General features: G+C 39.0%; 10 protein-coding genes. 3 read left to right on the forward strand and 7 right to left on the reverse strand.

From position 1 onward, the window contains the following. Nucleotides 1-119 precede the first annotated feature (119 nt). The 7 genes from ACQKN4_RS06925 to rpoN all read right to left on the reverse strand — a co-directional run bounded on the left by ACQKN4_RS06925 (nt 120) and on the right by rpoN (nt 13,021). Complete coding sequence (locus ACQKN4_RS06925) at nt 120-2,096, reverse strand: hydantoinase B/oxoprolinase family protein (RefSeq protein WP_427482987.1); 1,977 nt, start codon at nt 2,094-2,096, stop codon at nt 120-122. Nucleotides 2,097-2,115: 19 nt separating this feature from the next. Next, nucleotides 2,116-4,143 carry a hydantoinase/oxoprolinase family protein gene (locus tag ACQKN4_RS06930; RefSeq protein ID WP_427482989.1) on the reverse strand — a complete coding sequence of 676 codons (2,028 nt, stop codon included), beginning with the start codon at nt 4,141-4,143 and terminating at the stop codon, nt 2,116-2,118. A 177-nt stretch (nt 4,144-4,320) separates the two neighbouring features. Then, nucleotides 4,321-5,718 carry an aldehyde dehydrogenase family protein gene (locus tag ACQKN4_RS06935; RefSeq protein ID WP_079560820.1) on the reverse strand — a complete coding sequence of 466 codons (1,398 nt, stop codon included), beginning with the start codon at nt 5,716-5,718 and terminating at the stop codon, nt 4,321-4,323. Nucleotides 5,719-6,032: 314 nt separating this feature from the next. Next, on the reverse strand, nt 6,033-7,364 hold the full coding sequence (locus ACQKN4_RS06940) for an aspartate aminotransferase family protein (protein ID WP_427482991.1): 1,332 nt from the start codon (nt 7,362-7,364) through the stop codon (nt 6,033-6,035). A gap of 465 nt (nt 7,365-7,829) precedes the next feature. Further along, nucleotides 7,830-9,476, reverse strand: a complete 1,647-nt coding sequence (locus tag ACQKN4_RS06945) for a sigma-54 interaction domain-containing protein (protein WP_427482993.1) — start codon at nt 9,474-9,476, stop codon at nt 7,830-7,832. Between the two features lie 226 nt (nt 9,477-9,702). Then, nucleotides 9,703-11,118, reverse strand: a complete 1,416-nt coding sequence (locus ACQKN4_RS06950; RefSeq protein WP_427482995.1) for an amino acid permease — start codon at nt 11,116-11,118, stop codon at nt 9,703-9,705. A gap of 565 nt (nt 11,119-11,683) precedes the next feature. Next, on the reverse strand, nt 11,684-13,021 hold the full coding sequence (gene rpoN / locus ACQKN4_RS06955; RefSeq protein ID WP_427482997.1) for an RNA polymerase factor sigma-54: 1,338 nt from the start codon (nt 13,019-13,021) through the stop codon (nt 11,684-11,686). A gap of 561 nt (nt 13,022-13,582) precedes the next feature. On the opposite strand from rpoN, the gene ACQKN4_RS06960 reads away from it, so the two are divergent. The 3 genes from ACQKN4_RS06960 to ACQKN4_RS06970 all read left to right on the forward strand — a co-directional run bounded on the left by ACQKN4_RS06960 (nt 13,583) and on the right by ACQKN4_RS06970 (nt 16,689). Then, nucleotides 13,583-14,743 (forward strand): acyl-CoA dehydrogenase family protein, encoded by a 1,161-nt coding sequence (locus ACQKN4_RS06960; RefSeq protein ID WP_427483024.1) that lies wholly within the window; start codon nt 13,583-13,585, stop codon nt 14,741-14,743. Next, entirely contained in the window at nt 14,740-15,816 is a 1,077-nt protein-coding gene (locus ACQKN4_RS06965) for an acyl-CoA dehydrogenase family protein (RefSeq protein ID WP_427482998.1), read from the forward strand. Before ACQKN4_RS06960 ends, ACQKN4_RS06965 begins: the two co-directional genes overlap by 4 nt. Nucleotides 15,817-15,882: 66 nt before the next feature. Beyond that, nucleotides 15,883-16,689, forward strand: a complete 807-nt coding sequence (locus tag ACQKN4_RS06970) for an enoyl-CoA hydratase/isomerase family protein (protein ID WP_079560812.1) — start codon at nt 15,883-15,885, stop codon at nt 16,687-16,689. Nucleotide 16,690: the final 1 nt, after the last annotated feature.

A 16,690-nucleotide genomic window follows, 5' to 3' on the forward strand; every position in this document is an offset into this window, starting at 1 on the left:
TCATACGTTACGATACCATGATAGAAGCCATCAAAAATTTTATACCCTTATTTTCTAGAGAGTAGTGTATACTACTCTCTTATTTTAATTAACACTTGATTGCAAGAACGTTATGTCTGTCACCAGTAGGCCAAAGAACGTTTTTTCATCGCTTCTCGGTATTGCTCTGTTGAGATCGGCAATGCTTTATTTGTTTGGTAATCCATAATAACACCATATTTTCGAACAACATCCATTTGATTAATTTCACCTTTGTTATACATCTGCTCAACATCAATTGGATCTGTTTCCAGCCATCGATGGCGGTTTTTGCGGATATAATCGCGTTCCTTTACTGTTGCTGCCATATCAATTTCGAAGGCATCCATATCACGGTCAATTTCATGGATGACTACGCCATAATCAAGCTTCGCACGCTCAATCGAAACATATTCATCAATTACATCCTCTAAAACAGCGTTTACATCACGTGCTAATGGGTCACCTAAACCACCACCTCCTGCTGATGGACGTGTAAAGGAATCTCCTTTCTTCAACTCAACATTGGAGAAGATTGTGCCTAAAAATTCTTCTTCCTTTTTGTTTGGATTTAAAATAGCCCCCTGTGCAATAGAAGGTAAGCCGCCCATAATGCCCCATGTAATGGAACGAGACCGATCACAGCAATAGGACATCACTGTTTGGTTTACATTCGTTAAAACGCCTCCCTTTTCTACACCACAACCGCCACGGAATTTACCTGGACCAGCAGAATCTATAATGATTTCATGCTTCGTTGTAACAACCGGTGACAAACGCTCTTGCCCTTCGCATGGTTGAACACTCAAGCCTACCCCGAACACCGGTGAGGTAGTATTCGCACCATCACGGTCTATACGTCCACCATGGCCACCAGCCATCCAGTCATACCACATAAAATATTCACTACCGTCTCTTCGTTGATCATACCCACCTATTAATAAATATTCTAAATTAAATGAACATGCGATAGCGCGTTCAGGCATAATATTTGACCATAATTCAAAGCAAGCATTCATAATTTTTTCAAACGCTCCTGAACAATAGCCAGAAACAGCTACTGGACTAGGTGCATTGACGACAGAGTTTTCAGGGAGGAATATTTTCACAACACGATAAAATCCTGAGTTCAGCGGAATCTCTGGGAAAAATGTTTTCGTTCCTGCATAAGTACCAGAAAGGGCTGAGCCAAATCCTGCATTTAAAAAACAGCTAATATAAGGATGTGAATCACTTAAATCATATGCTATTTCATCCTCCGTAATGGTCATTTTCACACGAATTGGGATGAGACCATCTCCTACTTGCGGATCCATATCGATATAGTCCACCGTTTCCCACTGACCTTTTGGTAAAGCTTTAATTTTCGCTCTCATTAATCGTTCTACATAATTTTGAACTTCTTCAAAAGCTACTAGCACTGTCTGAATCCCGTACTTTTCAATCATTTCCTTGAGTTGTTTTTCCCCAACTTTCGCCGCTTCCACTTGAGACCGCAAATCTCCAATACGTTCTTCAGGAATACGCATATTCATAACAATAATCTTCACTACATCGGTTAAATATTGACCTTTACTATAAATGCGGACAGGGGGAATACGTAGACCTTCCCCGTAATGTTCCTTAGCTGTAATATCAAAGGAACCTGGATTAGAACCGCCGACATCTGCCCAATGTCCATTTGTTTGCATGAGTGCAATTAGTTTATCATCATGGAACACTGGTAAAATCACACGTACATCACTGAAATGTGTTCCTCCACGATAAGGATCATTTACTAAAAATACATCACCTGGATGGATATCATCCGCGAAATCCTCTAAGACAGCTTTTGCCGTTAAATGCAATGTCCCTACGTGAACGGAAATATCTTGCGTTCCTTGCATAACGGTATTCCCTTGTGCATCGCATAAAGCACAGCTGAAGTCTCGATTATAAATAACAAACGAGTAGCATGTACGCAGCATTTGTTCAGCCATTTGATCCACTAAATTGACAAAGCCGTTTTTTAACACTTCAAATGTTACTGGGTCTAGATTTTGGACCTTATGATTTGTCTCCAATTTCGTTGTACTCATCACCCATTCCTCCTTATCGCTATAAGTTCACTGTTATAATGATATTTTTATAGGCATCTACTTCCGCAGTAAATCCTGGCGGAATAACGGTCGTCGTATCTAGCTGATCGATAATGGCTGGACCAGCAAATTGTGTGTGTACAGGTATTTTATCGCGGTTATAAACGTTTGTTTCTATATATTCTCCCTCAAAATAAACAGGACGTGTTTCTTTAAGAGCATCCTCCAGTGAGCCTTCAGCAACATATTGTGGGAAATTAGGCTTTGGTACTGTTCCTATAGCCGTTACTCGTAGGCCAAATATTTCTACAGTTTGTTCCTTATCAGAAAATGCAAATTCGCGTTCATGTTCTGTATGGAAAGCTTCTAAAATAGCATCTAAGGAAGTGATTTGATCGGATACAAGAACAGCTAGAGATCTCCATTGTCCCTTATAACGCAAATCTATATAATTCGTTAATGACGATGTGTTTTCTGCTATTCCTTCTTCTTCTAATAAAGCACTTGCCTCTTCTCGTAAATCACTAAATTGATTTGTCAGTTCCTCTTCACTTACTTCATCAAGTTTTTTCACATACGTTTTAGAAATATCATGGCGTACATCTACTAGTAAACATCCCATTGCTGCAGCTACACCTGGATGCGTAGGGATAATGACTTTTGGGATGTTTAAATCTTTTGCCAAATAAGCACCGTGTAATGGGCCTGCACCACCAAAAGCTACAAGTGCGAAATCACGCGGATCATAGCCTCTCCGTACTGAAATCAAGCGAACTGCATCACTCATATTGGCGTTTGCAACTTCTATAATGGCACTTGCCGCTTCTTCAACTGATTGATCGAATGCATTTGCGATTTTTGTCACAGCATCTCTTGCTGCCTCTTTATTTAACTGCATCGTTCCATCTAACAAATCTACACCAAGACGGCCTAACACTAAATTTGCATCTGAGTTTGTGGGCTCCGCACCTCCTTGGCCATAGCAAGCTGGACCTGGTACTGCCTCTGCACTTTGTGGTCCATTACGTAAAGAACCACCTTCATCTTGCCATGCGAGGCTACCTCCACCGGCCCCTATTGTTAATATTTCAATGCTCGGGAAACCGATTGGATAGCCATATTCTATAGACCAATCCTTTGTGATTCGTATATCCCCCTTATACATCAGTGAAATATCAGTACTTGTACCACCCATATCTAAGCCAATAGCATTGTCAAATCCACACAACTTTGCGATATGCTTACTTGCAATTGCGCCAGCAGCTATCCCGGAACTTGCCAATCGAGCAGCATAGCGAGGAACTGTACTTGAAGTCATGACACCGCCACCAGAATGTAATACTAATATTTCATCGCCATAGCCCTTTTTTTGCATTTCATTGCTTAACTTACTAATGTAATTACTCATAATTGGCCCAAGAACGGCATTAATAATCGTTGTACTCATACGCTCATGCTCAAAAATTTCCGGAAGCACCTCACTTGAAATACAAACATAGATATCCGGTAATTCTTCTTTTAAAATTTTTTTGACTTTCGCCTCATTTTCCCCGTTCACATAGGCATTGATGAAACATACTGCAATGGATTCAGTTCCCCGACGTTTTAATTTTTTTGCTAATAAACGAATCTCCCCTTCATCAATAGCCTGAAGAATATTCCCTTCATAATCTATTCGTTCTGTCACTTCAAATCGATCCCGTCGTTGAATATAAGGCTTCGCAGTATCTTTATAAGTATCCCAAATATCTTCTTTTGTCCCTCGACGGATTTCGATGACATCTCTAAAGCCCTTCGTCGTAATAAGAGCTGTTTTCGGCAGCTTACGCTCAATTAACGCATTCGTTCCAACTGTTGTGCCATGAGAAAAAATTTTAATATCCTTGCCATTTAATTCTGCTTTTGCTACTCCATTTAAAATCCCTTGCTCCGGATTTGCAGGTGTCGACGACGTTTTTGTGACAAATACTTCTCCCGTCTCTTCATTAAAAACAAATACATCTGTAAACGTTCCACCGACATCAATTGCTAAACGACTTTGTGTCATAGCTCTACCCTCTTTCGTTTAATTATCTTTTTATATAAAGCTAATGCCTCGTGCGAATGCCCCTGATTTTTTTAAATTATTGCGTACAATTCAAGAAAAATCTGGGCCACAACACCGAGGCATATGTGACATTTATTTTTTTGTCTTCTATTTTAAATTTCTTTCATGATAAACTTTTTACTCACTTTTTGTGCCAATCGTAATTGTTTTAAACGTTGTAAAGAACTCTTTCGCCGCCTGCCCCTGCTCACGGGCACCAGTACTTGAGTTTTTCACCCCTCCAAACGGCGCTTGGGGCTCCGCTCCACCCGTTTCATCGTTTACCTGTACAAGTCCAACTTCACTACGGTTAATAAAATCAAATGCTTTCGGAATATTATTTGTATAAATAGAAGCACTCAATCCAAAATTAGAATCATTCGATAATCGAACCGCTTCTTCATAATCTTTTACTTTGATGACCGCTAAAACTGGTCCAAAAATCTCTTCATGAGCAATCGACATCTCGTGGGTTACATTCGTAAAGATGGTTGGATCAATATAGTATCCTTCTAACATACCTTTTGTAGGATTTCCGCCAAATACAAGCTCCGCACCCTCATCTTTTGCTTTTTCGATAGCGGATAAAATAGAATCATATTGCCCTTTGGATGACACTGGCCCCATCGTGACACCAACTTCAATTTTTTTAGCTTCCTCGATTAATTGCTCTAATACCTTATCATAAACTGTTTCCTCGATGTAAACTCGACTAGTTGCTGTACAACGCTGTCCCGTTTGCTTCATCGCACCTTCAATTGTTAATTTTGCAGCTTGATTTATATTGGCATCAGCCAAAATGATCGCTGCATTTTTGCCTCCAAGCTCGAGCTGAATTTTTTTATTCGTAGATCCAGCAGTATCTAAAATACTTTGACCCACACCATTCGAACCTGTAAATGTAATCGCCTTTACTTCAGGTGACTCCAATAATACTTGCCCTACCTTTGAACCTCGACCTTGTACGACATTTAATACATTTTCCGGCAGGCCTGCTTGTTGGAATAATTCACCAATCATTTTACCAGTTAAAGCGCTTTCAATAGATGGCTTCCACACAACTGTATTGCCATACACTAATGCAGGTGCAATTTTCCATAGTGGAATAGCGACAGGAAAATTCCAAGGCGTTATGGCAGCAACGACACCAAGTGGTACTCGCATTGTGTACAATAATTTCGCTTCATTGGCAGAAGGTAATACTTCTCCTTTTGCTCGCATTCCTTCTTGTGCAAAATAACGTAAAATGGAAGCACCACGTTTCACTTCACCAAGCATTTCATTTTTCGTTTTACCCATTTCACTGGAAGCTATTTCAGCTAGTTTATCAATATTTTTCTCAAGCAAGTCTGCTGTCACACGTAAAATTTCTCCACGTATAACCGAGGACGTATTTTTCCACCCTTCAAATGCTTCCTGAGTTGCAACGATAACTTCTTTCGTTTCATCTATCGTCAAAAGCTCAACTTGGCCAATACATTGTGATGGTTTCGCTGGGTTAAATTGCTCTCGTATTTCTCTAACGATCGTTGTCATAAAACTCCTCCTTCAAATCATGATCGTTTACACCTATATCAATTATGCCTCGGTATAATTACGTCCGGAATCGGCTTTGTGCTTAGGCCTGCACGAGGGCCGACACGATGTCGGTCATTTCGGTAATGCCACAGGAAGTGGCGTTTTTACCGATGCAGGTCAGTTAGCCGTTATCGCAAGGATGCAATGATTTTAGGCTAACATCCTCTAGAACTCCTTTCCGATTCCGTGACATCCGCCGGAGGCTTTTTAACTTCTTTCAGCATTTGTAGCTGACGCTTTGCTTTCGCTACCAAAATATTTTCTGAAAGAAGTTAAATATTTTTTTTAACAATTGTTTTACGTATATGCTCAAATGTTTCGTCTAAAATACGTAACATTTCATCTAGCTCTACTTTTGATAGAATGAGAGGTGGAGAAAAAACAACTGTATCTTGATCATACGTGACCGTACGTAGAATCAATCCTCGTTTCATCGTTTCTTGAACAAAAGTCGGACTAAGAGCAGTCTCAAACAATTCACCCGTCTCACGGCTCTTCACTAATTCAATGGCTCCAAGTAATCCAAGTGTACGCACACGACCGATAAAGCTATATTTTTCTTGCAATGCTCGGAATCCTTCTAACATGGCATCCCCCATGTTTGCAGCATTTTCAACGAGATTTTCTTGCTCAAGGATTTCTATATTTTTCAATCCAACTTGGCAAGCGAGTGCATGACCACTGTAAGTATATCCGTGCATTAATGTCCCTTTAGAAAGCTCACATAAATCTTGATGAATGGTTTCGGATATCGCCACACCACCAAGTTGAACATACCCACTTGATACTCCTTTAGCGAAAGACATCATATCCGGCACTACCCCGTAATGTTCCATACCAAAGAATTTTCCCGTACGACCAAACCCTGTAATAACTTCATCCGCAATGAATAAAATACCGTACTCATCACAAATTTTTCGCACTTCTTTAAAATAATCTTTTTGTGGAATATTAACTCCACCTGCTCCTTGTACAGGCTCAGAAATAAATGCCGCAACAGTCTCAGGGCCTAATGTTTCAATCGTTTCACGTAAATTACGTACCGATTCACTGTATACATAATGGAAATCAGGGGCATGTGAATTGGTAAAGTCACGGAATGCTTGTAAGCCTGTCGCACTTGTAGCCCCCATAGCTACACCATGGTATGAATGTGTACGAGAAATAATTTTTTGACGCTCTGGCTGCCCTTTAAGTAACCAGTAATGACGTGCTAATTTAATCGCTGTATCGTTCGACTCTGAGCCACCTGAAGTGAAAAATACAGTATTTAAGTCTCCCGGAGTTAAAGATGCGATTTTCGTCGCTAAACGGATAGCTGGTTCATTGCTAAATGATGCGAAGCAGGAACTAAATGCTAATGTAGAGATTTGCTCCTTCGCTACTTCTGCAATTTCTTTACGGCCATGCCCGATATTTACATTCCATAAAGACGACATGCCATCAATGTATATATTTCCTTCTATATCTTTTAAGTAAATACCATTGCCCTCTATAAAGATGGCTGCTGGACCTTGTGTTTGCTGTTGCTCGATCGACGTTGTTGGATGTAGAAAATGTTTTTGATCTAACGTTTTTAACTCTTCTTTTAGTTGAATTGTCATAAATGCCAACCTCTTTTCGTTTAAATTTCATACACTTTTTTAATAGCAATTCTCATGCCAACTGATGAAAAAATCTCTTTTAACGAAAAATATTGCCTTATTAAATAACGTGGGGTTGATTTCCGTTCCGATTGGGCGCTTTGTTGTTGTTGCTGACGCTTCGCTTTCGCACAGAGCAAAGCTTCCCGGGGGCGTCCGATGAGCCGCTCCAATCAACTTATATATTTTGCATACATTTCAACAAAATCATTCCTATCTTTTGGTGATGAGTGAAAAAATCAAAACGCTTCACAACAACTGCAACAAATGAAAAAGAGACGTTTTCTTTTTTGAAAATGCCCCTTTTCTTCTAAATCTATAAACATATTAATGATGTATTTCATCATTTTCCTTGTATGAATTAGTGAGTATTGCAATATTACAGCTTTTTTTGCACAAATGAAGTTATGATGCAAAAATACATCACTAGTCCTTATATGAAATTTGTTTCGTTAATTGGAATTTTTGTATTTTACGTACTAACGTTGACTGATCACAGCCTAGTGATTTAGCAGCCTGTCGGATACTCGGAAATTTAGATAGAGCTTCCTTAATAATCTTCTTTTCAAACGCCACTACTTGCTCCTTTAACGTACCGCTAAACTTCGGGCTTACTACTTGTTCCTCGTTGTTTTGTATTTCTACAGGATTTTCTACATCACGTATAATAATGGGGTTACTATCTAACTCTTGTTGCACAATATATGCTGTTATTTCTGGCTGCGTTGCTAGCAAGCAAATACGCTCCACCATATTTTTAAGTTGTCGTACATTTCCTGGCCAATCATAACACTCTAATATTTTCATTGCAGATGACTCTATTGTTCGATGGATACCATATTTTTCTTCAACAACAGCTAAAAAGTGGTAGACTAGCGGGATAATATCTTGACGACGAAATCTTAAAGGAGGAATTTCAATCGGGATAATATTTAAACGATAATATAAATCCTCACGAAAATGACCTTGCCTTACCATTTCCGCTAAATTTCGATTTGTCGCAGCGATTATGCGTACATCAATTGGAATAGGCTTTCCACTCCCTAAACGCTGAACCTCAGATTCTTGGAGGACACGTAATAATTTCGCCTGTAGTAGTAAGGGCATCTCTCCAATTTCATCTAAAAACACTGTACCGCCAGACGCAATCTCAAATAATCCTGCCTTACCACCTCTTGCTGCACCCGTAAATGCTCCTGCCTCATAGCCAAAAAGCTCAGACTCTAATAAATTCTCAGGGATTGCACTACAGTTTATTGTTAAGATTTGCTTATCGTAACGTCGGCTATTTGCATGAATAAGCTTTGTAATCTCTTCTTTACCAACGCCCGATTCGCCACCAATTAATACAGTTGAGTCTACCTCTGCAACTCTCATAACCCGCTTTACAACCTGCATCATTTCTGAAGAGACTGCGATTAAACTACTTTTTGTTGTTTCTTTATTATGTAGGGCATGTAGCTTATTTTTAAAATTTTCATTTTGAACTTCTAATTTTTTTACTTCTTTCTCTAACAGTTTTAATTGTGTCATATCACGTGTAATTGCTACTACGTATTGTAATTCACCGTATTCATCAAATATTGGCTTACCAGAAACTAAAAAGCATTTTCCATTAATAAACGTCTGCAAAATCGTAACTTTTTCTTTTGATTCAATTACTTTCATCGAAATGGAATCACTCATTAATCCTTCAGCGATTACGTCTTTTGCATATCTCCCCATTAAATCAATGCCAACAATTTCAATATCAATATCATTTTGAAATAAAATTTTGCCATCGCTATCACATACTGTAACGCCATCAGATATGGAGTTTAATACTTTAATGGACAACGGGTTCATAAAATCTATATAGCTATACTGCATGAATGGTTTGACATAAAATAAGCTACTTTGCGAAGTCTCTAATACATGAACAAAATAACCATCTACCTCAAAGCTTTCCGTCCCTTTACTATAGTTTTTTATTATTTTTTCAAGAAGCTCTATTTGGATATCACTTTTAATCATTACCTCATCATTTTTTACAATAAAAAAATGCTCATCTTTATGTAGTTGAGTTATCGACATCTAGATCACTCCCTCTCGAACTTTAAATCTTTATCAATTAATAGGTGTATCAGTTAACCATTTTTACCGATTTACAAACCCACACCTTATCCAATAAAATAACAAAAAAATTCGCTCTTTCTACGGGGCATCTATACGTCGCGAAAGAACTTAAAGCATCCTTTAAATTCTTTCGCGGCTTGATATCTCGCAGGAATATCGCGAATTTTTTGCATTTTATAGAATTCTACTCCGAGGCTAGCTTTTCCTCTATTTGCTCCGCAGGTCTTGTCGACAGCTTTCGCATGATCATGAACAACACAATTGAGCCAATTAGTACTAATGTACTTAAATAAAATTGTGAACGTAAAGATTCGATGAGTGCTTGGCAGAAGTAAACGAGTGTTAAAATACCAATTGTGACATACGATAGATATGGAAATAGCCACATTCTAATCGATAATACCTCATCTGCAACTTTGTCATAATGACGTCGGAAACGAATTTGTGAAATAGCAATGAAAATATAAACTGCAATCATTAATCCTCCAACGCAATTCCCCAAAAAGTAGAAAATAACTTCAGGTGAAATGAAGTATAACATCGCACAAATATATGCAACCACCGTACTACCAATAACAGCTGGGACAGGCACACCTCGATGATTTTTAATTTGTGAGAATATTTTTGGTGCATCGCCTTGACGCGACATTTCTAGTAACATTCGTGAGCTTGTATAAAGAGCGGAATTTAAAACAGAAATTAATGAAATGAAAATGACTATTTGAATAAGTTGAGCAGCAATTGGAAGCCCTGCCATTGTTAAAATATTTGCATACGGCGCTGCCAACATTTTTGTATCATTCCAAGGTATAAGTAAAACCATAATAGCTACTGATCCTACAAAAAATAAACCTAATCGAAAGACAACGTTGCGGATAGCACGGACAATATTTTTTGCTGGATTTTCTGACTCTGCTGCCGCGATGGCTGCAACCTCAGCACCACATATCGAGAATATAACAAAGACAATTGCCGTAAAAATTGGGACAATGCCATTTGGAGCAAATCCACCAAACTCTGTTAAAATGCCCAATCCCTTCGGTTCAGAATTTGGCCAAATCCCTAAAATCATGGCTATACCAACAATTAAAAATACAACGATAGCCGTAACTTTAACGAAGGAAAGCCAATATTCAAATTCACCAAATGATTTTACTGAATAAATATTAACGATTGTCATCAATAACGTTATGCCTACGCTTCCAAGCCATGTTGGTATCATCGGAAACCAATTATGCAGCATTCCCCCTATGAGTGCTGCTTCTAACCCCACAATAAATACCCAGCTTGCCCAATAAAGCCAGCCTACTGTAAACCCTGCCCATGGGCCAATATACTTACCTGCATACGAAGCAAATGAACCTAACTCTGCAGAACCTCCTGATTTCTTTCCTAATACAATTTCTCCAGCTGCCATTTCCCCAACCATTTGCATGATCAGCACTATGAGTAAGCACGCAATTGCATATGAAACCACCGCTGCAGGACCGGTACTTAAAATATTTTTTCCTGTCCCAACGAAAAGCCCTGTACCAATAACCCCACCAATGGAAATCATTGTAATATGTCGTGTTTTCAGTGATTTTTGCAAAGTTCCCATTAAACCACCCCTTTGTGTTTTATGTAGACATTTACTAGCCCCTTTTCTCTACTTGAATGTCTACAGTTTAATGAGCAATTCTGATGCCAAACCTATCTAATTATCAAAAATTTCAAAATATTTTTATTTACATCGATTATTGTTGCCGAAAATTGTCTTATCACAAAAATTCAGGGATAAGGATGTTTGGACACCCGCTAGAATGAAGTCAAAACATATGCCATGTATATGTTGATTGGAGTGGAGGCTGGGCGACTCCTCTGGGATCAGCGATAGAGGAACGAAGGCTAAAAGCATCACGTCCTGTGATAACGCCTTCGTGACCAACATCGTGTTGGCCCGAGACCCTGCAGCGCAGCGAAGCGGCTCATCGGACGCCCCCAGGAACTTTGCTCTGTGCGACAGCAACAACAACAAAGCGCCCAGCCGGAACGGAAATCAACCTCACGCTATGCTGATGAGCTTTAAATTTACTTAGTTAGGAAAATCTACAAATCTTTTAATATGCGATTTTCAAGTTTTGATGCAAAAATACATCAATGACTATTCTTTTACATCATCTATCCTATCCATACATTCGATTAAAGGAACTCATAATATTCATCTCTTCCCTGTACTTCGCTACTGTTCGTCTGGATATTTGGATACCTTCAGCACTCAAAGTATTTGTAATCTGTTGATCAGTTAAAGGCTTTTGTTTATCCTCTCCCTCAATCAACTGTTTGAGCCGCTTTTTAATATACATAATCGAATCCATTTTTCCAGAAATATTCATTACTCCTTTTGTAAATAACGATTGTAAAGCATACACACCCTGAGGGGTTTTTATATATTTTCCACGCACGGCTCTACTAATTGTTGATACATGTAGACTTAATTTATCCGCTACATCTTTTAACTGCATTGGCTTCAATGCCTCCATACCCTTACGGAAAAAATCTGCTTGCAATTCCACTAGCAATCTAGCTAACTCATACAATGTTTTATCACGTTGCTCAATTCCTTGTAATAATAAAAGAGCATCTCTCATTGTATCTTTGAAATATGTTTTACAATTCGGATCATTTTTTAGCATTTCAACATACTGTTTATCGATAGTAACGACTGGTAAATATCCACGATTTAATTTAATCAGCCATTCCTCTCTTAATCTCTCTACTTCGATTTCTGGCATAACATATGGAATCGCTTCGAATTGATCTCCCATCATCACTGGGTTTAAATTTTTTATATAGCGGATCGTTTTCTGCACTTCATGTAGAGACGTTTTATACTTTTTACTTAACTGTTTAATAGCTTGTGCTGCTACTAGCTCTAAATCCGTTTCGATAAATCGAGAGGCCAATTTTGGAGCAAGCGCATCACTGTCTACTTGAATGAGTAAATACTCCTGATAATTACGTGCCCCTACTCCTACTGGCTCGAAAGTTTGAAGTAAGTCCAATAATGCCTCTACATGCATAACATCCGTTTTACATATAGTAGCGACAACTTCTAAATCAACATCTATAAATAGACGTTCATCTAAGGATTGAATTAAAAACGTTAAAATTTTCAAATCTATAGAAGATAGATTTTTATGCATAGGTACTTGTTCCAGTAAGAACTGCTCATAGCTTTCTTTTACAGCAAACTTCATCTCAATTGGATTAAATGAATGATGTTGAGGCGCATAATGTTGCGCGGAATAACTTTTATCGGAATAGCTTGCTAATTGCATAATTTCCTCATAATGCATTTTCACCTTAGCATCAGTGACTGCTAACAGTGGGTTTTCGTTAGCCTTATCATAAATATACTGTTCTAGCTCATTCGTTGTATATTGCAGTATTTCCAAATGCTGTACTAATTGTGGTGATAAAACTTGCATTATTTTTTGGGAAGTTTCGATAGCCAATTGCATACCCCACACCTCCAAAAACAGAATTTTCTACATAGTAACATGTTTATTCTGCAATTTTCCATTTTTTAATCAATTTTATTTCCGTGCATAAAAAGCCTGGGATGATATTTGTTAAAATGTATGCCATTTTATAAGTGGATTGGAGTGGAGACTGGGCGACTCCTTGGGGATCAGCGATAGAGGAACGAAGGCTAAAAGCATCACATCCTGTGATAACACCTTCGTGACCAACATCGGTGCTGCTGCCACTTCGTTAGCACTACGCTTTCGCGCAAAAAACATCTGTTGGCCCGAGACCCTGCAGCGAGCATCGCGAGTGAAGCGGCTCATCGGACGCCCCCAGGAAGCTCTGCTCTGTGCGAAAGCGAAGCGACAGCAACAACAAAGCGCCCAGTCGGAACGGAAATCATCCCACGTTTTGGTGATAAGCGTTAAAACTTCTTCACTTCACTCGTTAAATTTTCTAATAATTCCAAAAAGTAATTGACTACACATGTTAGTAATCATAAAATACACATATACGATAATAATTACCACATTACGGTAAAATTTAAGGAGTGAATCAAATTGTTTCATTTACCAACTGTGCAGTTTACACAAGAGCAAGAGCAATTTCGCTTAGATGTTCGAACGTTTTTACAGGATGAATTAGCAAAAGGAACCTTCACGCCTAAATGTGATTCTTGGCTCAGTGGAGATGATCCTGAATTCTCTAAATTAATCGGTCAAAAAGGTTGGATTGGTTTAACTTGGCCTAAAAAATATGGCGGCCACGAGAGAAGTACTATCGATCGATACATTTTAACAGAGGAATTTTTAGCCGTTGGTGCCCCAGTTGCTGCACATTGGTTTGCTGATCGCCAAACAGGGCCCCTTCTTTTACGTTATGGAACAGAAGAGCAGCGTGACTATTTCTTACCAAAAATCGTAAAAGGTGAATGCTTCTTCGGCATAGGTTTGAGTGAGCCGAATAGTGGTTCTGACCTCGCTTCGGTCAGCACACGTGCTGAAAAAGTAGATGGTGGATGGATTGTCAACGGTCAGAAAATATGGACGAGTAACGCACACCTTTGCCATTATATGGTTACTTTAGTGCGCACAAGTCCATTTGATGGAAAAAGTAAACATGCCGGGCTCAGTCAGTTGATTGTCGATTTACATGCAGAAGGTATAACTGTTGTTCCTATCAAATTTTTAACTGGTGAACATCATTACAACGAAGTGTTCTTTGACAATGTTTTTGTACCTGACAATATGGTTGTTGGAGAGATCGGTAATGGCTGGACTCAAGGATTAGCAGAGCTTGCGTTTGAGCGCAGTGGCCCAGAGCGCATATTGAGTACCTTCCCATTAATCGATGAGCTTATTCAAGAGTTAAAGCGCCAAAACAATTTAGGAGGGTTACAGCAAGCGTCTAAAATAGTAGCTCGTCTTTGGGGTTTACGTAATTTATCAATTGGTGTAGCTCAACTTCTAGAATCCTGTAAAGGTGATGATGTATCTATTCCTGCAGCACTTGTGAAGGCTCTCGGTACGAAATTTGAGCAAAGTATTCCTGAAATCACACGCTTAATCGTACAGACTTATCCAACACTTGACGCGCATCGTAAAATCGACCGCTTTATGGCTGAATCCATTTTACATGCACCAGGTTTTACTATTCGTGGAGGAACTTCAGAAGTACTGTATGGCGTTGTAGCGAAAGGGGTTATAGCACAATGAGTGAAATGAGAGACATGATTGTTGATGTTGTAGAGCGTATGTTAAAAGAAAAAGTTGATAAAGATTTAGTCGATACAGTGGAACAAGGTAATTGGGCACCTGAACTATGGGAACTGTTTAAAGAAAATGGAATGACTGCTGTTGCTATTTCAGAAGAAAATGGCGGTGCTGGTGGCGACATAGAGGATTTATTAAATATTGTTCGTTTAACTGGAAAATACGCTGCACCTATTCCATTTATAGAAACAACATTTGCAAATTACTTATTGCAGTTTACGCAGTTACAAGTAATTGAGGATTTAGCTACGTATATACTATGCCCTAATCAAGCCTTTACGTTAGAGAATGGTAAATTAACGGGAGAAGCGATTCAAGTCCCTTGGGCACGTCATACAAAACACCTAGTAACACTTGCTCATAGCACGGAGGGCACGCATCTTGTAGAAATAGATTTAAGCCAAGCTGAAATTAAGCTAGGTACGAATTTAGCAAGCGAGCCGCGGGATACCGTGATATTCCATGATGCTACTGCTTCACAAATATCTGCTGTGTTACCCACTGATAAGATACACACTATAACAACACTTAATTCTGCGTTCCAATTAGCACTGATGACCGGTGCGATCGATAAAATAAATGACTTAACTATTCAATATACGAAAGAACGTGAGCAATTCGGTCGACCGATTCATCGCTTCCAGCTCGTTCAACAGCATATTGTAAATTTAGCAGGTGAAACGGCGATTGCTCTTGCAGCATTTAATAATGTTACAGAAGCCCTTCAGATGAACAGTCAAAATAGTGAGGTTGCTTACGCTTGCATTCGTTTTGAAGAAATTATTCAAGCAGTGACAACAATTGCGCATCAAGTACACGCTGCAATTGGTACAACACACGAGCATAGTTTGCATCAATTTACACGAAGACTTTGGTCATGGCGCGATGAAGGAGCCAGCACCTCTTATTGGACTCATTTTGTCGCAACACAACTATTGGAAAAAAGCGGAGATAGCCTATGGGGATATTTAACTTCGTTCAGCGCAAGCTCACCGCTTCTTAAAGTAGAAGGTTAAAGACGTTAATTATACAAGGTTGTAATGAATTTTAAAAAACTAATGACATGATAAGGAGTGTTATCAATGACTGATTTACTTTTTGAGGTGCAAGACCATGTTGCCACAATTACATTAAATAGACCTGAAGCGTACAATGCTTTTAGTGAAGAGATGATCTCTAAATGGATTGAAGCTCTTGAAAATGTCCGTGATTCAGAGGATATTCGTGTCGTTATCGTAAAAGGGAATGGAAAATCATTTTGCGCTGGTGGGGATATTAAAGCGATGCAAGCCGGTGAAGGATTTTTCCAAAGCGAGGACGATATCTCTTCAACAGGTTTAGCACGCAAAAATTCGCTTTGGAAAAAGATTCAGCGTATCCCCCTTCTCCTTGAAGAAATTGATAAGCCCGTTATTGCACAGGTACATGGGTTTGCGATGGGTGCAGGACTTGATATGGCCTTAATGTGCGATATTCGGATTGCTGCAAAATCTACAAAGATCTCAGAAAGCTATATTAACGTTGCGATCGTGCCGGGCGACGGTGGCGCTTATTATTTACCGAAATTAATCGGCATCGACCAAGCATTAGACATGTTCTGGACAGCTCGTGTATTAACTGCTGATGAAGCGAAAGACAAAGGTGTTGTGACATTTGTTGTAGAAGACCAAGAGCTTGATGAATACACATTGAATTATGCTAAGGAATTAGCAAGTCGTCCAACTACGACATTACAATTCATAAAGCGTGCTGTTTATCAAAGTCAACGGATGGATTTGCGTACTGCCCTTGATTACATTTCTTCACAAATGGCGATTGTCACAGAGCTAGATGATTTTAAAGAGGGTGTAAACGCAGTAGTAGAAAAACGTAAGCCAGTTTATAAATGAA

The sequence above is a fragment of the Lysinibacillus sp. NPDC093692 genome, from assembly GCF_050280125.1.
In the GTDB taxonomy this organism is placed as follows: Bacteria; Bacillota; Bacilli; order Bacillales_A; family Planococcaceae; genus Lysinibacillus.

Excerpts from the sequence above, each read along its gene's own strand:
- ACQKN4_RS06925 (WP_427482987.1), bottom strand. The coding sequence starts at position 2,096 with ATGAGTACAACGAAATTGGAGACAAATCATAAGGTCCAAAATCTAGAC.
- ACQKN4_RS06930 (WP_427482989.1), bottom strand. The coding sequence starts at position 4,143 with ATGACACAAAGTCGTTTAGCAATTGATGTCGGTGGAACGTTTACAGAT.
- ACQKN4_RS06935 (WP_079560820.1), bottom strand. The coding sequence starts at position 5,718 with ATGACAACGATCGTTAGAGAAATACGAGAGCAATTTAACCCAGCGAAA.
- ACQKN4_RS06940 (WP_427482991.1), bottom strand. The coding sequence starts at position 7,364 with ATGACAATTCAACTAAAAGAAGAGTTAAAAACGTTAGATCAAAAACAT.
- ACQKN4_RS06945 (WP_427482993.1), bottom strand. The coding sequence starts at position 9,476 with ATGTCGATAACTCAACTACATAAAGATGAGCATTTTTTTATTGTAAAA.
- ACQKN4_RS06950 (WP_427482995.1), bottom strand. The coding sequence starts at position 11,118 with ATGGGAACTTTGCAAAAATCACTGAAAACACGACATATTACAATGATT.
- rpoN (WP_427482997.1), bottom strand. The coding sequence starts at position 13,021 with ATGCAATTGGCTATCGAAACTTCCCAAAAAATAATGCAAGTTTTATCA.
- ACQKN4_RS06965 (WP_427482998.1), top strand. The coding sequence starts at position 14,740 with ATGAGTGAAATGAGAGACATGATTGTTGATGTTGTAGAGCGTATGTTA.
- ACQKN4_RS06970 (WP_079560812.1), top strand. The coding sequence starts at position 15,883 with ATGACTGATTTACTTTTTGAGGTGCAAGACCATGTTGCCACAATTACA.